The 19,510-nt window shown below is 45.9% G+C and carries 18 protein-coding genes; 7 read left to right on the top strand and 11 right to left on the bottom strand.

Going from position 1 to position 19,510, the window contains the following annotated elements:
* Positions 1 to 143 precede the first annotated feature (143 nt).
* The 5 genes from DXZ20_RS38400 to DXZ20_RS00260 all read right to left on the bottom strand — a co-directional run bounded on the left by DXZ20_RS38400 (position 144) and on the right by DXZ20_RS00260 (position 4,763).
* A complete protein-coding gene (locus tag DXZ20_RS38400; protein WP_163695477.1) occupies positions 144 to 1,388 on the bottom strand; it encodes a pentapeptide repeat-containing protein in 1,245 nt (414 codons plus the stop codon).
* Between the two features lie 56 nt (positions 1,389 to 1,444).
* Positions 1,445 to 2,281, bottom strand: coding sequence for a hypothetical protein (locus tag DXZ20_RS00275; RefSeq protein ID WP_163695474.1), 837 nt, complete (start codon positions 2,279 to 2,281; stop codon positions 1,445 to 1,447).
* Positions 2,282 to 2,329: 48 nt separating this feature from the next.
* Positions 2,330 to 2,590: a TIR domain-containing protein gene (locus tag DXZ20_RS00270; RefSeq protein WP_163695471.1), complete on the bottom strand. Its 261-nt coding sequence runs from the start codon at positions 2,588 to 2,590 to the stop codon at positions 2,330 to 2,332.
* A 134-nt stretch (positions 2,591 to 2,724) separates the two neighbouring features.
* Positions 2,725 to 4,062 (bottom strand): SUMF1/EgtB/PvdO family nonheme iron enzyme, encoded by a 1,338-nt coding sequence (locus DXZ20_RS38395; protein ID WP_163695467.1) that lies wholly within the window; start codon positions 4,060 to 4,062, stop codon positions 2,725 to 2,727.
* A gap of 116 nt (positions 4,063 to 4,178) precedes the next feature.
* Complete coding sequence (locus DXZ20_RS00260; RefSeq protein ID WP_163695456.1) at positions 4,179 to 4,763, bottom strand: hypothetical protein; 585 nt, start codon at positions 4,761 to 4,763, stop codon at positions 4,179 to 4,181.
* Between the two features lie 161 nt (positions 4,764 to 4,924).
* On the opposite strand from DXZ20_RS00260, the gene DXZ20_RS00255 reads away from it, so the two are divergent.
* The 3 genes from DXZ20_RS00255 to DXZ20_RS00245 all read left to right on the top strand — a co-directional run bounded on the left by DXZ20_RS00255 (position 4,925) and on the right by DXZ20_RS00245 (position 6,834).
* Positions 4,925 to 5,104: a hypothetical protein gene (locus DXZ20_RS00255; RefSeq protein WP_163695453.1), complete on the top strand. Its 180-nt coding sequence runs from the start codon at positions 4,925 to 4,927 to the stop codon at positions 5,102 to 5,104.
* Positions 5,105 to 5,243: 139 nt separating this feature from the next.
* Positions 5,244 to 6,548, top strand: coding sequence for an ISNCY family transposase (locus tag DXZ20_RS00250; protein WP_431732061.1), 1,305 nt, complete (start codon positions 5,244 to 5,246; stop codon positions 6,546 to 6,548).
* A gap of 70 nt (positions 6,549 to 6,618) precedes the next feature.
* The gene (locus DXZ20_RS00245; protein WP_163695448.1) at positions 6,619 to 6,834 is read left to right on the top strand and encodes a hypothetical protein; all 216 of its coding nucleotides are present in this window, start codon (positions 6,619 to 6,621) and stop codon (positions 6,832 to 6,834) included.
* A gap of 186 nt (positions 6,835 to 7,020) precedes the next feature.
* On the opposite strand, the gene DXZ20_RS00240 is transcribed toward DXZ20_RS00245, so the two are convergent.
* The gene (locus tag DXZ20_RS00240) at positions 7,021 to 7,479 is read right to left on the bottom strand and encodes a hypothetical protein (RefSeq protein ID WP_163695445.1); all 459 of its coding nucleotides are present in this window, start codon (positions 7,477 to 7,479) and stop codon (positions 7,021 to 7,023) included.
* 1,084 nt (positions 7,480 to 8,563) lie between these two features.
* On the opposite strand from DXZ20_RS00240, the gene DXZ20_RS00235 reads away from it, so the two are divergent.
* The 3 genes from DXZ20_RS00235 to DXZ20_RS00225 all read left to right on the top strand — a co-directional run bounded on the left by DXZ20_RS00235 (position 8,564) and on the right by DXZ20_RS00225 (position 10,191).
* A complete protein-coding gene (locus tag DXZ20_RS00235) occupies positions 8,564 to 8,785 on the top strand; it encodes a hypothetical protein (RefSeq protein WP_163695442.1) in 222 nt (73 codons plus the stop codon).
* The gene (locus tag DXZ20_RS00230; protein WP_163695437.1) at positions 8,779 to 8,955 is read left to right on the top strand and encodes a hypothetical protein; all 177 of its coding nucleotides are present in this window, start codon (positions 8,779 to 8,781) and stop codon (positions 8,953 to 8,955) included. Before DXZ20_RS00235 ends, DXZ20_RS00230 begins: the two co-directional genes overlap by 7 nt.
* 147 nt (positions 8,956 to 9,102) lie before the next feature.
* A complete protein-coding gene (locus tag DXZ20_RS00225) occupies positions 9,103 to 10,191 on the top strand; it encodes a GUN4 domain-containing protein (protein ID WP_163695433.1) in 1,089 nt (362 codons plus the stop codon).
* 16 nt (positions 10,192 to 10,207) lie between these two features.
* Here the strand turns inward: DXZ20_RS00225 and DXZ20_RS00220 are convergent, their stop codons facing one another.
* The 5 genes from DXZ20_RS00220 to DXZ20_RS00200 form a co-directional block, all read right to left on the bottom strand.
* Entirely contained in the window at positions 10,208 to 12,199 is a 1,992-nt protein-coding gene (locus DXZ20_RS00220) for a DUF262 domain-containing protein (protein WP_163695430.1), read from the bottom strand.
* 20 nt (positions 12,200 to 12,219) lie between these two features.
* Positions 12,220 to 13,209 (bottom strand): DNA-methyltransferase, encoded by a 990-nt coding sequence (locus DXZ20_RS00215; protein WP_163695427.1) that lies wholly within the window; start codon positions 13,207 to 13,209, stop codon positions 12,220 to 12,222.
* 277 nt (positions 13,210 to 13,486) lie between these two features.
* On the bottom strand, positions 13,487 to 14,125 hold the full coding sequence (locus DXZ20_RS00210; RefSeq protein ID WP_163695424.1) for an HAD-IG family 5'-nucleotidase: 639 nt from the start codon (positions 14,123 to 14,125) through the stop codon (positions 13,487 to 13,489).
* Between the two features lie 14 nt (positions 14,126 to 14,139).
* Positions 14,140 to 14,982, bottom strand: coding sequence for a P-loop NTPase family protein (locus DXZ20_RS00205; protein ID WP_163695420.1), 843 nt, complete (start codon positions 14,980 to 14,982; stop codon positions 14,140 to 14,142).
* A 10-nt stretch (positions 14,983 to 14,992) separates the two neighbouring features.
* On the bottom strand, positions 14,993 to 15,400 hold the full coding sequence (locus tag DXZ20_RS00200) for a hypothetical protein (RefSeq protein ID WP_163695418.1): 408 nt from the start codon (positions 15,398 to 15,400) through the stop codon (positions 14,993 to 14,995).
* Between the two features lie 691 nt (positions 15,401 to 16,091).
* On the opposite strand from DXZ20_RS00200, the gene mobF reads away from it, so the two are divergent.
* Complete coding sequence (mobF, locus tag DXZ20_RS00195) at positions 16,092 to 19,337, top strand: MobF family relaxase (RefSeq protein ID WP_163695415.1); 3,246 nt, start codon at positions 16,092 to 16,094, stop codon at positions 19,335 to 19,337.
* Positions 19,338 to 19,510 lie beyond the last annotated feature (173 nt).

Genomic DNA, 19,510 nt, shown 5'->3' with positions numbered 1-19,510 from the left:
TTACTGCCACTGGAAGTTTGCTAGATGCCTTAGTATATTCAGGATTATCGCCAAAAGGGCTATGGATTGAATTTACAGTTAAGTAACATGATTAGGCTACTGATGATGAGGCGTCGTTTCAGTTATTGTTTCATGAGTGTTCCTTATACTACTGCCATGCTTGGGACATCTGAACTTGGTGGATCGAGAAGAATGGCTCCACGCCTCTGTAAATCAAGTTTTTTGCGCTCTGTAAGTCCTAGATTTTCGCCAAAGATGGTTTCTATTACATTTGCTTCATTAAAGTTAGCTCCAGTGAGATTGGCTCCGGTTAAGTTAGCTCCAGCTAAATCAGCTCTTTTAAAACTCACGTTTTCAAGATTTGTTTGCCTAAGATTAATATTTCTAAGATTTGCATTACTAAGATCTGCGTCTCTAAAATCACGTTCAAGATCGCGGGTGAGATTTTGAACAAGTCGGAGATTACTCTCAAGGTCGCGAGCTAAGCTGCGAACAATGACAAGAGCGACTTCACTGTTTCGGGCAGATTCAAGAGCCGTAGCAAGATTGTGAGCACGTTCAAGGGCAATGGTTAGATCACGATAGAGATTTTGGCTATGATTACGTTCAAGGACAAGATTCACCGCGCTGTTGCGAGCCCGTTCAAGAGCGAGATCTAAGCTCATGTCGAGATCTTGAGCTTGTGCTTGTTGAAGAGCCAGCTTGAAGATGGTAGCAAGGTCGTTGCTATTACGAGTATATGCAAGTGCTCGAGTACGAGCTCGATGGCGGGCACGATCGAGTTCACGGGCAATAGTAATAGCAATGGAAAAACTCTTATTTTCTAACCTTAATGCTTGAACTAACCATGCTTTCCGAGCATCGGTAGTGTTGTTGGCAATATAATAGATGGCTTCTACTGGAGGGAGCTCTAAATCTTGTAATTCATCTGATTCAAAAAGTTCTTGTAGTTTTGTAAAACCTTCTAGGGAGCCAGCCAAAATCATACTGATGCTTCCATCTTTGAAAAAAGTTATTTCGATGGAATCATCCCCGGTTTTCTTGCGTAGGAGTTCTACTATTTCTCCAACTTGAACAGGTGTAGCACCACTAACTTTGCCTTTAATAATGAACTTAAGAAACTGTTGGTTTGTTGGTAAGTGTTGAGAACTTATCACCTCTGCTAGTACAGTCTCTAGTTCTAACAGACCAGGACCCAAAGCGCTTTCTACCCAACTCAAAAGCTCAGCGCTACGAGCGCTCTGAGCAGCTTGATTGCCTGGAATGTTTCCTTGTGGTGCATTTAGGGCGAAAATTAGCTCACTAAACTGAGCAGATGGCAGAGCATTTAATGTTTGGATTAACCTTAGCCGATCTTTAGGCGATAATTTTTTTCTGGGTTCAGTCACTAGCTTTGACTCCACCATAGCCAGGGATTTAGTAGGTCGAAGTCATCATACCTGACTTAATCAGATATTTGGTTGCCACCGATTTGATCACCTTTAACTGTTTCCGCAAAGCCTCCACCAAACTGAGCCCCTCGTAAGTCATATTTAGGAGCCTGATTAGTGGCCAATGCCTTAATAATGTCTTTCAGTGTTTCAACGGTTTGACTGGGAGCAGTAGCCTGTGTAGCTGTATCTGACTGTGTAGAAACAATGCTTGCTAGAATATCTTTTAGCTCCGGCAGGCCTGGTCCGATAGGGCTTTCTATCCATTCTAAAAGAGCGGTGCTGCGGTTGCCCTGGGGGGCTGCGTTACCTGGGACGTTAGCACTGGGTGGATTAAGGGCAAAAAGCAGTTCATCGAACTGGGGACTTGGTAGGGCATTAAGGGTTTGGATTAGACTTAGTCGTTCTGAAGGAGAGAGCTTTTGAGGAGCACTAGTAGGTGTCGATTCTAGCGATTCTTCTGATTGGAGTTTCCTCAGATATTCCCGCCCAGATAAGGTAATTTTGATGTCTTGATAAGCGGGAGAATCTTTGTGATCGTAAGACGAAAATATATTTTCTTTAAGGTAGCCAGCATCTATTAGTTCTTGGACTATATCCATAGATACTGAAGTACCGTTATCAATTTCTTCTTGTAAGCTCCCCTTTGCAGCCAGTTCTAGAATTCTTCTATAGTCATTACCCGGAAAGGGAATAGAAGTATCCTTTGGCTTATTTGGGGTGGCTGTAGAGTCTGGAAAATCAGGACGCTTTGTGGGTTTGGCGCGATCTTCTAAGGCTGCGAGGAGAAGTTGCTCGGCTTCCTCGGCTGTTTTGCCTACGAAGTCTATGTATACTACGGCAGCTAGCATTCCTTTTGGTTGGCAGGGGGCGATTCGAATGGGTAGGAGTTTGCGATCTCAACCCATTGGATCCTGCTGAAAAGCGGCAGCCCATTCTGGCTGGGTGTATAGGGCCTGGAGATAATCGTCGGATAGCACCATGACGGTACGTTTGGCGTCAGCGGTTGCTTTCTGCATGTCCAGAATGAAGTTGCCACCGGGTCGAAAATCCCAGGCTTGGATGATAACGCTGTAGCCATGCTCTTCCAGGACATAGGCGATCCATTCGGCCCACTGACGGTCAGCGCTGTTGTAGCTGATGAAGAAATCTTTGAACACTACCTATCCTCAGGTCCTTCGTTCGTCATTATGCATCAAGGTTTTGGGGGTAACTAGTAATGGTGATGCAAGATAACAAATTTCACATCTCATCTATTCAATTTAGACCTTGTATGGCGGAAGATTACAGATTTTTAGGGGAAAGAACAGCATATCCTAAAACCAATACTGTGATCGCTATACATAGAGTCAAAACGGTGCCGATAGGTAGAGCGGCAGAGCCTTGGTATACAGTACCAAGCCCCGCCACGGATCACTTTGTGTGATGAAAAATTCTTGCTATCTCGGGCACTCCCATCATTTGGAGCGCCTTGATAGTTTTGATGCCAAGTGTCTTGGCACCATTCCCACACATTGCCATGCATATCATACAAACCAAAATTATTAGCCGGAAAACGTCCTACAATTGTTGCTCGCAGACGCCATCCCCGTAACGAATAAGGGAGGTAACTGGCTAAATCTGGTGTAAGGCAGTTTCCGAAGTGAAAGTAGGAAGTTGTGCCAGCTCGGCAGGCATATTCCCATTCCGCTTCACTAGGCAAACGATATTGGCGATTAGTAAGTTTTGATAGACGAGTGCAGAATTCAACTGCTTCAAACCAACAAATGTTTTCCACAGGTAAGCGATTATCTTTGCAAAGCGAAGTATTACTGCGCATAGTGTACATTTTGTACTTGATATAAGAATATTCACCTTCTTTAGAGATATCCTGTGAGCTATCAAGCCGAGAAATAAATTTCCATTGCTCTTGAGTGATTGGATATTTACTCATGAAGAAAGAAGGAACTTTTACCCGATGTCTATCACTTCTGGATGCTCCCATAGAGAAGTGATCACTTGGAATTTTCACCATGTCTAGATAGACATTATCTCCAAGATTTTCTCGAAAATATTCTGTAGTTTTCTGTTGCTGGCTGTTGATCATGCCCTTGTCGTTTACAGTTACCACATTGTATGAATACTTCGACAAGGGAGGGCCAGGAGATTTTTGTGTTTCTAGTGGTGATGCGACCACTGACTTAAAATTCCCAGAAGTAGTAGAGTCTGGAAAAGCAGGACGCTTTGTAGGTTTGGCTCGCTCTTCTAGGGCTGTGAGGAGAAGTTGCTCGGCTTCTTCAGCTGTTTTGCCGACGAAGTCTATGTATACTACGGCAGCTAGCATTCCTTGTGGTTGGCAGGGGACCACTCGAATGGGTAGGAGTTTGAGATCGCTACCCATCGGATCCTGCTGAAAAGCAGCAGCCCATTCTGGTTGGGTGTATAGGGCCTGGAGATAAGCGTCGGATAGCACCATGACGGTACGTTTGGCTTCAGCCGTTGCTTTCTGCATGTCCAGAATGAAGTTGCCGCCAGGTCGAAAATCCCAGGCTTGGATGATGACGCTGTAGCCATGCTCTTCCAGAACATAGGCGATCCATTCGGCCCACTGACGGTCAGCGCTGTTGTAGCTGATGAAGAAGTCTTTGGTCACTACCTATCCTCAGGTCCTTCGTTCGTCATTATGCATCAAGGTTTTGAGGGTAACCAGGGCGGGGAGGTGTGATGCTTCGCTGGAGCGGCTCTGCCAACGCAACTCTACAGCTATCGCTAATGCAGTTCAAAAAATGACTCTTGCCCCAGATGCGGTAAGTAGGTCTTGACCAGCACGTCTAGCGAGTCTTCATGGCCAATGTGGATCCAATCATCAATTCTGCCAAGGTAACAATACCGTTCCGTTTGAAAGCGTCGTGTTTGCTTGTCAATCAGGGTAAAACGTAGGTCAGACGTATACCGAATTGACTGCTGGATAAGCTGTTCTATCGTATCGGCATCTCGAGTAAACGGACCTGCGGTTGCTCTGATCATTTCTGACAATTGGTCAGTGTTGTTACTGGAGATAAAAATATAAATAATCTCTTTTTTGACATCGATTATAAAAGGCTTAACTTTAGCAAAGTTCTCCATACCCTGCTTGACGACTTGCACTTCGGCATCTGTAACAATCTTCTTTGGAATCCTACGCAAAAAGACCTGGGCATTAGGATTTTCATAAATTTCAAATCCATCAGGAATTTGCTCGACCAGGTTTCCCTCGTATTTCTTTGAGAAAAAGTACTTGGGTTTGCCGGTTTTTGTGGTGCCCTGATGCAAATAGTAGGTCTGTAAACTGCGGTTGGTGTAGGTGATGGTCATTTGTCTATTCCTGTTCTCCCACCGTGTTCCGTTAGCATACGATAGTGTGGTTAGGAGGCAGAATGTAAAAGTTAGAAGCCTCCTGTATTCTGCTCCTGACTTGAGCCCCTACCCTCAACGATGCTACTGTCAGGTCGCCACTGCCATTGGGAGCTTGCCAGATGCCTCAGTACACTCAGGAGTATCGCCAAAAGATCTATGAAGGGTTTGAAACGACTCGGTTGCTGAGTGCGGTGGATCATGTGGATCAGTTGAGACGACTGTTGGGAGATGACGAGGACTTTCGGCCACCTCAGATTCGTCAAGACCTGCAGCAGCAGCAATTCCAAATTCAAACTTAAGGACAGTTTATGAGAGAGAAGTGGCTAGCAATCGAGTTGTGCAAATCGTGCCACTATCCAGTACAGTCAACTCATTCGAATGAATCTTGCCCTTGGCAAGGTAGTCACCATGGCCTCAAGTATTCTCGGATTCGACAGTTTGCTAGGACGTCTGACATCCAGCATCGCCACTGTAACGGATGGTCGTGAGCCCAGTAATGCGACTCGTTATAGTCTCCAAGATGCTGTTCTGGGAGCGTTTGGCGTATTTTTCATGCAAAGCGCGTCATTCTTGGAATACCAACGACATTTGCAAACCTGTCACGGTCAAGACAATGCCCAGAGTCTATTTGGTCTGACGAGCATTCCGAGTGTTGAGCAGATTCGCAATATTCTGGACCTCCTCCCTGCGCAAAGTTTATCGGGTGTGTTCAGCTCGAATTATCAGCATCTAGAAGACCAGGGATATCTGCGTGGATTTGAAGTGCTTGGCAAGCATCTACTGGTGACCTTAGATGGCACAGAATACTACAGTTCCCATCAGGTGGGGTGTCCGTGTTGTTCAATCCGGAGGCATCGCAATGGTCAGGTTACCTACAGTCACAAAGCAATCTTGCCAGTGCTTGTCTCCCCGAGCCAATCGTCAGTGATTTCGTTGCCCCCTGAATTTATCCATCCCCAAGATGGTCATGATAAGCAGGATTGTGAACAGGCCGCAGCCAAGCGCTGGATAATGGCCCATCGACAGATGTTTGCTCACCGAGATGTGATTTTGCTGGGTGATGATCTGTACAGTCGTCTACCCATGTGTGAAACAGTCCTAGCTCAGGGCATGAGTTTTATCTTCGTGTGTTTACCGGAGTCTCATCCAGTGCTCTACGATTGGATTGAGTTCAATACGGCCAAGGGTCAGGTCAACACCATCGAGAAAACTCGAACTCAGCGGAAGGAGATGGTTCACTATCAGTACCGATATTTAACCGATGTTCTATTAGGCGGTACCCCGTCGGACCTTGTCCTTAATTGGTGTGAGGTTACCGTCACTCGACAACGAGATGGCAAACGTCTCTATCACAATAGTTGGATCACCCCACTAGACCTCAACACCCCGCAGCAAGTCATTGCTGTGGTTGAGGCCGGTCGCAGTCGTTGGAAAACTGAAAATGAAAACCACAATGTCCTCAAAACGAAGGGGTATCATTTAGAGCACAATTTTGGTCATGGGCAACAGCATCTCGCCTCGTTTTTATTGACCCTAAATCTGTTAGCGTTCCTGTTTCATACCATCTTGGGATATGTAGATGAGCGTTATCAACGGATTCGTCAAATTCGAGGCACTCGAAAAGGCTTTTTCCAAGATATTGTCGCCTTGACCAAGTACCTCTGGTTTGAGAGTTGGACAGCCTTGATTGAATTCATGCGTGATGACACCAAACCGGCTGGACCCATTAGAAATACCTCTTGATTCTTATGCTGGATGACATTCCCGACAAGAGAAGTTTTTCGGTCCAGCTCTGCTGTCCGTATATTGGAATTTGGAATTGCTGCTGCTGCAGTTACATCAATTGGCGATGGAGTTTGTGAATAATGGTGTTATGAGTCAAGGGCTGGAATTGTTTGATCTGGCATTTGACTTGGATGATCAGATATTTACGATTCGTGAGGCGCTAGATGAAATTGAAAAGACGATCCAAACTTTGACTGATCTGGCCCCAGATCCAGATGAAGATTATGAGAATGGTGAGGACTGACCGACGGATTAATGATTTTGTCCAACAAAAAAGCCCCCACCAATTGGCGGGGACTCTAGAGGGTGTGTGTAGGGAGAGTCTGAGTAGGAAAAGGGTGCCCTGGGAATGAAGCCTTTCACAGATTACGGAGTCTGCAGCGGGCACCCAAGCTTGTTGACCTGAGTACCGCAACAGCTTAGCAATCTGTTAGCGGACGAACTTAGTACGAGCGTCCAGTGCTTCCAAGCGAGCTTCCTGGATGTTGTCGACAGCTTTGGTGCGTGCATCCAATGCTTCCAAACGAGCGGCTTGAATATCTTCAACGGCTTTAGTCTGGTTGTTGAGGTGTTCTAAACGTAGCTTGTGAACGGTGTTCTTAGTACGAGCGTCTAAAGCCTCTAAGCGAGCTTCTTGGATGTTGTCGATTGTCTTAGTGCGGGCATCGAGTGCTTCTAGGCGAGCCGCTTGGATATCTTCGATGGCCTTGGTCTGATTGTTGAGGTGCTCAAGGCGTAGTTTGTGGACGGAGTTCTTGGTGCGGCGGTCGAGGGCTTCGAGGCGGGCTTCTTGAATGTTGAAGCTAGCAGGCTCGAAGGCGGAAGCAACGGGGGCAATGGCAGCGGATGCAACAAGAACAGTTAAAGCGGAAAGAATAGTGCGTTTCATGGTTAAAGCTCCTTGGGAATCAGTGAATGAACTTCATTGACTACAGAATGCCGGGGGTACCTGAACGCTATCTGACCGATACCTGAAGGTTGCTTAAGGGGTTTCTGAAATTGGCTGAGGGAATGTGGTGATAGAGGTCACAAGGGGGGTAGGTGGCTGCGATACTCCTCTGGAGTGGCTTCACCTAAAGCCCACAGGGGCATCCAAGAAAAGCGTTAGCCATGCCCTTTGGGCTATACGCGTCAGCGCTGACTGGTCAGTTTGCAACCAGCCAAGATCAATTCAATATAAGAAGTCCCCATGAACCTTAGCGTCCATGGGGGCCTCGATTTAGATATAGAGGGTGCCTAAATTTAGAGGTATCTAAATTTAGATAAGCAATACAGTGTGCTGTTTACTTACCTAAATTCATTTAGGCGATATAGGGTTCGAGATAGGAAGTTATGCAATAGTTTGCTTTGTCCGTGAATCCACTGTATGCCGATATGTGGCAGACCACCCCCTTGGCAGAATAACCATACTGTCTGCTTACACAACCATCATTTTTGCTTAGGTTGGGGATGTGATCACAGCGTAATGAGTTGTTTTGATATTGACTGAAGGATTCTTGGATTGCCTTTTGCTGGTGCCCAGTGAGTTGTAGCGTTGGGCGATTGAGTTCGTGAAGCTTTAAAGCACAACAGCACCCAGAACAATCGACTGAGGGGCTCTTCTACAATAAACAAGACTTCTCAGAGTTGTTGTATATCAGGTGAACCTACTATAAACAGTGCTCTCTAGTGCAAGTAAGAAGAAATATCAGTGATGTGTTTGGATGCTGTTTTTGAACTGTCGGATGATTCTATCGAAATATCTATCGTTAGACCTCCTTTTGTTGTGGATATGAGCTTTTCAGCTCATGTGTACAGCATATTCCTGTGGTGCTTCAAAATCTCTTCTCTGATACAAACGTTAATGTTGTTATTTGTCACTGCTATTTCTGCCTATCAGTGAGATAACTCTATGGGGTGCTGTGGTTGATGTCACCGCGAGCGGTAATGTCATCCGTTTAGAATCAAGCCGTTCAATCGTAGGATAAGTACTGATGCGCCGACCGAAACAGCTAATTGCTAGCCAGGTAGTCGCCCCGTTGCCTAGATCGCAGCCAGCGACGGGCAAGCTGAAGTATTTTCGACCATTGCCGTACCATGTGGCGCTGAGTCAGGCGGCACGGTTTGAGGCGTGGATGCAGGATGTGGGCGATGTTGGGGGTCCGGCGGAGGCGATGGATAGTAGTGATTATGATCCGAGGTTGATGGAGTGGTAGGTAACCAGGTAATCCAATCGCTACGCGCAGGCGACCTCGTCGGCCACCGTCAGCAGCCTGAGAGTCAGTATGAGGTGCTGACGGTGGATGAGCAATGTTTGCTGGCGGCGCGGTTGCCGGAATCGGTGCTGCGGCTTATTGCGTTGCGGGATGTGGTGGTGCCGTTTTAGGTGTGGAGAGTTGTGATCGCAACTGCCTCCCATTAAATTCCCTAGAAAGCTGTATTTCCACTCTAACTTCTCTTGCTAGCCCTACCTTATCGAAAATTATCGCTCTACTAATGGGTAGAGTATTCCTACGGCTAAAACACTTAAGCGATGGAACCTCAATCTACTACTGTCTTATTCCTGAGTGCTAATCCAAAAGACACAAGATTACTACGACTAAATGAGGAACGACGTGAGATTGAGGCAGGCTTGATAGAGCGCTCTCGATTTCGGGAACAGTTTCGCCTGTTTTCTAAGGTTGCTGTCCGTCCGCGTGATGTTCAAAGAGCAATGCTTGATTACACGCCACATGTGGTGCATTTCAGTGGTCATGGTAGTGGTCAGCGGGGATTGGTTGTAGAAGACGAGATGGGACGAAGCAAACTATTAGATGCTAGTGCCTTAAGTGCTCTATTTGAACTCTATGCTGATCGTCTCAAGTGTGTATTACTTAATGCTTGCTACTCTACAGTGCAAGCCGAAGCAATTTCACAACATATCCCGTATGTCATCGGTATGAGCGATCAAATTGGAGATCGCGCTGCTATCGAATTTGCTGTAGCTTTCTATGATGCCCTTGGTGCAGGACGAGATGTAGAGTTTGCTTACCGGAATGCTTGTGTTGCAATCAAGATGGCAGGGATACCTCAAGCAGATATCCCTGTACTTCATCAAAGTTCTCAACTATTACCTAATTCTTTATTTAAAAGCGTTCCAAAGGCTACTGTTCGAACTAGTGAAACATATGAAAAAACTGAAACATTAGTTTCTTTACCTCGGAACAATCAAATTAAATTTCAAAAGCTTTCCGATTTCTTAAAAAACGGAAATTGGAAGGAGGCTGATCAGGAAACAGAAAAAATTATCGGTAACGAAAGACTTTTGAGAATAGAAGATATAGAAATAATATCTTGTGAAGATTGGTTGCTTATGGATGAGCTATGGTCAGCATTTAGTGATAATCACTTCGGTTTTTCTGTACAGAATAGAATTTGGATTGAATCCGGTGAAAAGAGTGAATTATTCAATGAAATAGTTGGATGGAAAAAGGATGGAATATGGATGAACTATAACAAACTAACTTTTGATAGGTTAGCTCCAAAAGGTCATCTACCAACTCTATGGACTTCAACCAAAGCTTTAGGGGGATTTCGAAACTATCTTTTTGCTAGATTTAGGCGATGTTCCGACAACCTTTAATTCAAACTTTAAATTCTTAAGAGTACATTACATTCCATTCATCAATATCGATTTTGCACTCTTCTAAAAATTGATGACAGAACTTTTTAATAGCTTTAGCGGATAAATTCGCTTCAACAAAGTATCCACTCTTTAATTTACGACCTGCATGAAATTTGGATTTATCTGTGCTAATCGATTTTGGAAATTCTGTGATAGCTTGTTCAAAGTTCTCTGGATCCAATTCAGCTATGGCATCAAGAGTATTAACAAGAACATCACGCCATGAACGTACAGCAAAAACTTTGCCTAGAATCATCATAGAGCTTGGGTTGGTTCCAGTAATATCAGTATCTGAATCTTCAATACTTTGGGTACTACCAAAATACCCCCATATAGATAAAGCCATATTTGCAAGAAACTCAGATCTCCACTCAATATCGTCTTTTGTCCACGTCTCTTTATCTCTGAAATGTTTGTTGATTTCGAGATGGCTTTGATCTAAAAGCTTTTTTCTAACATTGAAAGATTCATTAGATATTTCTGATGTGTATCCTGTAAGTGTCAAATTGCCAATAACATCTTTGTATAATTCGTGGACAGGTTCCCATTCACGGCCTAACTGGTGCTTCCAATCATCAGTTAAGCTATCAGGCATAATACGTTCGACTTCTAAGTCATTGAAATTGATACTCTCCTTATGCCCATGTGATTTTTCTATAGCTTCAAGAATTAGTTTTGTTTTTGAAACTCTATCTTTACTACCTAAAAATCTAATATCTTTAAACCTGGCCTTGAATTCTGGATTTTTAGGATAACCCTTAGTCTCAAGTATGTTTTTGATGCCCTCTACTAAGTTATCAGGATATTTGCTCTGAACTTGAGAGTAAAGCGACGCAAATATTTGATTAAGTCGATTAGTTGGTATACTGCAAACAAATCGGCGAATTATAAAGTTCTCTATTACCTTTAAAATCTCTAAAAACTCCTCAGAAGAGAGGATATTCTGAATATAGAGATCGTAACAGTTTAATAAAAAAGGATAAGCTGTAGTTACCCCAATACGATTTATCCTGCTTAAAGCCTCTCGAATTAGTTCATTAATCTCATTTCGGGGCTCCAGTATTCTACTGTAGTACTTTGAAAATTTATAAAGATCTTTTAGATATAGAACAACATCTCCTTTTGATTTATCAACCTTTTCCTTCAAGAAAAAATAGATATCATTTTCTTTTATCTTTGAACCATCTTTCATCAAGTAATGACGAATATACTCAGTTAAAGTATTGTCCAAAGAATTTTGCATAGGCTTCCAATAATCTGAATAAATAGTATCTTGCTCATTAACATGAATTCTCATAAAGAAAAAGTTTTTAATTAGGTCGGCTTGTGTAAGCGGACGACCTTTAGCATTTAGGCTTTCAAATACTAGGTAAGGATTATCCTCTGCGTTGAGTACGATGCTTACAACAGATAAATTATTAGTAATTACTTTTTTGAGGGTTTCTATATCAATTTTACTTTGATTTATTTTTCGTTTGAAGAAGTTGTATGCCTTTAGAATTCCATCGCATGATTTATTCTCTGGTGAATTTTCTAAGTTGGTTTTAATTAGGCATTTAAATGACTCGCGATCATCTTGAGTGGGAAAAATTTTATAAAAATCATTGCCTTTTTTATAAGGATTGACTAAAAGCGTTTTATCGATTTCTTCAGATAATTCATTTTTGTTATCCTCTTTTGCAAAATCTCTGAGATAGGCCAGTATTATGAAGATAGTTGTGAGTCTTTGTTGACCATCAATTAGCATATACTTTGTAACGCCTTCAGGGACTGAGACTGTTGGCATAGTTACTATTGAACCTATGAAGTGAGTTCGTGCATTACTTGAACTAGCTAGGTCAACTAGATCATTCCACAACATGCCCCACTCATCTTTACCCCAGCTGTAAGATCTTTGAAATAATGGAACGACATACTGCTTAGTTCCTTCGATAATTGGCTGAAGTTTAGTCTCAGAAGCTTGCATTTGGATTTTCCTTTACTACATCAATTTTCATCAAAAAGAGATTGCTGTTTGACATTAGGTGATAATTGTTCAGGTATATTTCTGATTTGATTTCTGGATGTGTTCCTTTCCAAGAAAATTCCATTATGAATCCCTTGAATACTTTTATTGAGATCTGCTAATTCCAATCTTTTTTCAGCTATTAGACAATATTCTTCGTTTATCTCAATTCCTAAGTATTTCCTGTTTAGCTTTTTGGATACTACTGAAGTAGTGCCACTACCAAGAAATGGATCGAAAACAAGATCTTCCTCATTACTGCTAGCTAAGATAAGTTTTGCAATGAGTTTTTCACTCTTTTGTGTGGGATGATTTGTGTTTTCTGGCATAGACCAAAAGGGTACGGTTATATCCGTCCATAAGTTCGATGGATACGTTTCTCTAAACCCTCCACTCTCAGTTAAATTCCAATCCTTTGGAGTTCCATCTTGCCTGTGATAAGGAGCAATTACTTTTCTGAGTAATTTAACAGAGTCTACATTGAATACATAACTATCAGAGTTTGTACAAAACCATATATCCTCACTAGAGTTTTTCCAATTTAGTTTGGATCCTCTACCTTTTTCTCGCTCCCAAGTGATACGATTTCGAACAATAAAATGTGATGATAAAACTTCAAAAATAGAAGCTGATGAATACCAATCTCCACACACATATATAGAAGAGTCTGGTTTGAGAAGGGGCTTTAAACTTGAGACTAAATTATCTAGCCAGGATGTATACTGCTCTGTTTTTAGCTTGGAAAATTTCCAGCCATTAAATTCTTTTGTTAAGTTATAAGGGGGATCTAGAATCAGTAAATCTATAAAGCCTTGAGGTAGATAAACAAGGGCTTCTAGGAAATCTCCATGAATAGTTTTATTGTCTTGAATATTAAGCTTATTTATGTCTTTGACTTTAACAATCTTTGAAAGAAGTTTTTCTCTCTCTTCTTTATAAATCTGGATAGTTTGATTTCTCTTCGACTTCATGTTTTCCATTATTCATGATGATTTAGCCTTTAAAGGCGCATGATGGCTTCAATACGTACACTAATCAAGAAAATTATGAAAGAGTCATGTAGCCTACTCCCTAACATATCTAACGAACTGCCTGATACCGATATACTATTCGTTTCAATCCAACAGGTAACTACCCCAAACTATAGCCTGTGAAGTATCACTAGGACGTTATCCTTTTGTAGGGTTTGCTGTGTCTGAGGGCAGAGCGATTGTAGGGTGGACTGTCAAAGCATGGTGGGATCATCTTCTACGGTAAATTGAGCACACAAGTTTCCCGTTTCTGTTTCCGACAATCCTTGACTAAGTCTGAATTTTCCATGCGCATCCGTTGCCAATAAAACATATTCGTTCTGCCCCCAAAGAGATTCATAATTTCAATCTCCCCTTTTTGGAAGCCATCCACACGACCCATACGCCAGCCCATCCAGCCTGTCATTATGCTGAGAAGTGCCGCTAACACTAACGGTCCCCATTGCAAGGGTTGCCTAGCGCTCAATGCCTTGGTCTGCTGAATTTCGCTCTTGAGATAGCTGAGATCGGACTTCAGTTCTTGTTTGCTGGGTAAGTCGGACTGCATTTGTCTGATCGAGTCCTGCATCAGCATGACTAATTTCCCGGTCTCCGCTTGCATTTGCGTCGAAGATTCCTTGGATAGCTCGACCAATGTCCTGTAATAGTTGGCGAGCTTGGCGTAATTGGAGGCCGTCTGCTCCACCCCCTGACTGGTGGAGCGGAGAAACTTCAGAAGTTCGATGTCGATGTCTTTCCATGCCTTCATCTCCTCGGCCAGGTCGGCCACGGGCTTGAGTACAGTAATCAACGGATCATCGGGGTCCACACCCATGGCCCCGGCTAAGCGTCGCTGCTCGTCGGTAATCGTATTCATGGTGTGATGGTCCCCTAAATGCTGGGCAAATATCCGGTGGATTCAAAGGCGGCATAGGCGGAGCGCAGATAGCTTTTCACGGCAGCCTGCTCCACCACGCCAAAGCCCTTGCCCCGATGACGCAAACTGTCGGCATAGGTAAGCCGCTGCTGCAGGACCGTACTGGCCACTCGCACCGGTAACTTGGGTAGCTCAACCACAGGCGTTTGGGTTTCACGAATCAATGCCTGGAGATCATCGGACTCTTCAAAGAAGGTCCAATCGCCATACTTGAGGTTTTTCACCACCACATGGGGAATGCGCCGGTCAAAGGAGGACAGGGAAACTTCTAAACTCTTGAGGCTGTCAAACTCGCCCGTGACCACAAACCACTTCACTAGCTCGATGTGATTGTCGGTAGCCAGGGTAAGAATGTCATAATCCCGCAGCCATAGCCGAAAGGCTTCATAGACCGTGGCCGGTAGATTCACGACGGCTGACTTCTGGGCATCGACGACGGCATTCACAATGGCATTAGCCCTGGCCCCCATGGTTTCATCTTCAGAGAACTGGGCCACCATGACGTCGGAGTAAATGCCCTTAAAGTCTGGGCTATTTACATCGGCTTCCACGCCGATTACCGGCTGTTGCCGATCCAGGAACCACTGATAGAGCGTGCGGCAGAGAACACTTTTACCCACGCCTCCCTTATTTCCATCGGCAAAATGAATCCGATGATTAACCCGACGATTAACGCTAGGATTCACTTCAGCGTTCACAGTCGAATTAACGCTATCGTTACCCTCACTATTTCCGTCGGCGTTTTCGGCAGATGTATCAGTTGATGATTTTGTGCGTTTACGTGTGGTGACAGTCATCGTCATCCCCCTAGTATGCGGTTTTCACCTCATCAAATGGTTCTGGCAATACCCGTTTTTTGGTAACCGTCTGAGACGGTGGTGTATTGCTAGAGGATTTCTCCACCGCAGGTTTGGGTTGGCTATTCCTACGGTTTCGTTTAGATGACCCTGACGTTTTTTTGGTAGACCCCTGGCGTTCTCGCTTGAGCTTGAGCATGTATTGCTTCAAGCTACCTGCCGAGATATCGATACCCGATTTCCCTAACCGTTCTGCTACTTCGCTGTAGGTGTGGTTCACCAGGGCGGCCTCAATATCCTCAAAGAGTACCGCTACCGCTTCACGCTTGTTGAAGTGGGTGCGGGGTTCTTTGGCAAGGGCCGCAAGTTCCTGTTGGCAATCCGCTATAGTGTCAGCAGAGTAAACAGTATCGGACATGGCGGGAGATAACCAGAGCTTTTCCCAGGTTGAGTGGCATTTCCAGATTGCTCCGTAAAAGTACGGAATCCCTTAATTTTTGAATTAACTTTAATTGCCACGATATTTGTTTTCTAGAATCTGGCAGCTTGTGGCGTTCCCATCGTTGTTTCTAAAGCATGTCTCAATTATTCACTCGACTGTTCACGATGCTATTTCCCGATGGTTACCGTTCGTGTTGTCTGAATTGTTTTCGAGACAATGCTCTTGAAAACTCTCTATAGAGATTCATGTTGATGTCTGCGCTGATAAACCATGGATTAACTATCAGAATCCTTGGGTAGCCGTTTATTGATGCGGCTTGAGTCCTTTTTTGAGGATATTCGTAGTTAGTATCTATTCACCCCAAGACTTATGACGGGTGTAACGTTTCTCGTCTAAATCTGTTGTGGTGTAAACGAATGTAGCGACTCTGTTGAAACCTCCTGATGGTTTCTGTGGAATCAGTAGGAAGCCATGGGAGCTGCGCCCCGTCCAGGGCAGTGTAGGATTCACTCCGAATTAACAATGGACGGAGCTACGCGTTTCAGACATTACGCCCAGGCTGGGCAGGCCCAAACGTAAAAAACCCCATCAAATCCTGACAGGTTAAGCGCTTTAACGATTCAAAACCCCAAATCCCCACTTTTGTCGTTTTTCCATCTACCGCGCCATGCTGTCCATTGCCAATGTGTCAGCGGCCCAGACCGAAAATTACTACGAAGCTGACGACTATTACACCCGAGATTTGGACGATGCCGATACCGGCACCTCCAGCGCTACCTGGTATGGAAAAGGGGCAACTGCCCTCGGGTTGACTGACGACTTTAACCAATCCACTTTCCAACAATTGCTCCATGGCGAAGGCCCGAATGGAGAATCCCTTCATGCCCGCAAGATCGATCCAGACCATCATCGGGCGGCTACCGACTGCACGTTTTCTGCACCCAAAAGTGTTTCCATTGCTGCGCTAATTCAAGGCGATATCCGTGTGCTTGCCGCCCATGATCAGGCGGTCAGAACGGCCCTATCGATTCTCGAAACGCGCTATGCCCAAACCCGCATTCGTCGACCTGAGGGAGAACGGGAACGGGTGACCACTGGCAATGTGGTTGCTGCCATTTTTCGCCATGAAACCAGTCGCGAGCAGGACCCCCAACTCCACAGTCATTGTGTGCTGATTAATGCCACCCAATTAGACAATGGCCAGTGGCGCAGCTTGAGTAATGAGGCGATTGTGGCCCACCAAAAACTGCTGGGGGAAATCTACCAAAATGAGCTGGCCTATCAACTGCGTCAGAATGGCTATGACATCACCCCAACGGCCACCGGTCAGTTTGAGTTAACTGGCTATGGTTCTGAGCTACTCAATACCTTTTCCACCCGCACCCAGCAGATCGAAACGTACCTGGAAAAGTGGGAACAGAAGCTGACCGAAACCGGTGGTGCTCCCCTCCACCGCAGCCAACAAAAACAGGCCACCCTCGACACCCGCCGTCGTAAAACCACTGTCCCTCGTTCTGTCTTACTCACCGGCTGGGCCGAGACGATCCAGGCCCAAGGATTGACCTTACCGGGGGTGCCCACCCAGGATATTGACCTGAGCCAATCCAGTCAAACAGCTGCCTATGCTGCTGCCACCCTTGGCCTGGATCATGCTGCCGAACGGGAAAGCGTTTTTAAGCAAGCCAAAGCCGAACGTTTTGCCCTGGAACATGGCCTTGGTCAACAATGGTTTGCCGATCTCCACCAGGCCTTGCAGCACCATCCCAATCGCATTGTTATTGATGACCAACGGCTCACCACCTATACCGCCCTGGAGCGAGAACGAGAAACGATGCAAATGATGGTGGGTGGCCAGGGGCAGGTGGATTCGATTGCCACATTAGAGGAGGTTAATCAGCGACTGAGTGATGCTTTAAGTCTTACTGCTGGGCAGCGTGAGGCTATTTTACTGTCGGCGACTACGTGCGATCGCATCATTGCCTGGCAAGGTGTCGCCGGTTCTGGTAAAACTCATAGCCTCAATCTCTATGCCCGCATCGCCCAGACCCAGGGGCATGACGTCACCGGCTATGCTCCCAGCGCCCAGGCCGCGAATGTTCTCCACCAGGACACCGGCATCCCCGCCGATACCGTTGCCCACTTACTCCACACCCCAGATCCAGACCCTTCTCAACTCAATCGCTCGTCTACAAAATTCCCCATTTGGATCGTGGACGAAGCCGGACTGTTGAGCGCCAAAGATGCCCATGCCCTGCTGCAAAAAGCGGAAGTCCACCAGGCCCGTGTTGTTCTTGTAGGAGACACCCGTCAACTCTCTGCCGTTGAAGCTGGAAACCCCTTCAAATCTCTCCAAGAAGCAGGCATCCAAACCGCCATCCTCAACCAATCCCGCCGCCAACAAACCGAGGCCCTCAAGGCTGCTGTTCACCACATTGCCCAGGGGGATATTCCCACCGGCATCCAGCAGTTAGACGAAGCTGGATTTATCCAAACCGTGTCCCTGGATGATCGCGTTAGTGCCCTGGCCCAGGACTACCTCAGTCTCACCCCTGCCCAGCGCAAGAAAACACTTATCCTCAGCGGCACCAATGACGACCGCCTGGCCATTACCCAAAAACTCCGTCATGCCCTGCAACAAGAAGGTCGATTAGAGTGCGATCGCTTTACCCTACAATCCCTACGCCCCAAAGACCTGACCCAGGCCCAGGCCCGCTACGTTAGCCACTATGCCATCGGCGATGTGATCGTTCCTGTTAGAAACTACCCGCGCCATGGCCTGGAGCGTCACCAGCGCTATACCGTTGCTGCCATTGACCCCACCCATAATCACCTGATACTACAAGCCCCTAATGGCCAAACCCTCACCTTCAACCCTGTCCACTGTGCCAGGAAAACCAGCTACCGCATCCAGCGGCTACCCATTGCCGTAGGCGATCAACTGCGCTGGACCCGTAATGATCGCGATCTGGGTATCCGCAACGGTCAGCATTTCACCATCACCGCCCTCAATGACCAGGGCCAGGCCCAGATTCTCACCCCAGACGGCAATACCCGCAGCCTAAATCTCAGAGGCCATCAATACATTGACTATGGCCTAGTGAGCACCACCTACAGCAGCCAGGGCAAAACCGCCGATCGCGTCCTGGTGGCTGCCGACAGTACCCTCACCCAAGAAGCCTTTTACGTCGCCGTTTCCCGAGCCAAACGCCATCTGACGATTTACACCCCCAACAAAGACGATCTACTCCGCATCGCCCAACGCAGCCGAGCAAACCAAAATGCCAGCGACTATTTGCCCCTCTACCAGGTAACCCACCATGGCCAGACCCCGCAAACCCCAACCACAGCCACTAACTGTCGAGATGACGGAAGGCGCATTGGAGAGCGCCTTGCTCGCCAGCTTACAACCGCTATACGCCGAGATAGCCGAACTAAAGACCCAGCTAGCCGCCTCACTCGAAGCACAGACCGCCTCACAGCAAGCCTTAACCCAAGTAATCACGTTACTTCAACAACTCGACAGTCGCCAGACCCAACACTTCCAGAGCTTACTCGACAGTTTGCAGCTGCCCTACGGCAACGACGTCAGCAGTGGCTTTTAACCCAACAAGACCGGCAATGGTATGAGCATTATGCTGCGCAACAACCACCGGCACAGCCTTATCATCAGGACCAGATGATTGCTCACCAGTATCTCCAGGAGCAATGTGGATCTCAAGGGCAGCCCACCCAGGCGCAGCTGCGGCAGGCAGCTCGTATTTTGTTTCAGGGACCGTTGGCCCGACAGCTACGACAACAAGAGAGTCGGACTGCTGCTGTGGATTATGTCAGGCAGCAGGTGAACGCAGTTATGCAACAGAGAATGTATATGCGTCAGCAGCAACGGCATTTGAGGGTGGATATGGAGCGGTAGAATCTAGAATCGTTGCTTCCGGCGGCAACTAATCAACGGGGTGCATAATTTGCTTTGCCTAGCTGCGGTGCCCCGCAAACGGTTAATAGCACATCAGGTTTTGAATCCCTTATCCCTGAAAGCTTTTCAGGCGAAACCGTAGGTTGTGAGTTAAATGCCCTACTGGTTCTAGA

This window comes from Adonisia turfae CCMR0081, from assembly GCF_011009555.1.
Taxonomy (GTDB): domain Bacteria; phylum Cyanobacteriota; class Cyanobacteriia; order Phormidesmidales; family Phormidesmidaceae; genus Leptothoe; species Leptothoe turfae.
The sequence above is the reverse complement of the archived record's forward strand: the minus strand, read 5'-3'. Positions and strand labels throughout refer to the sequence as shown.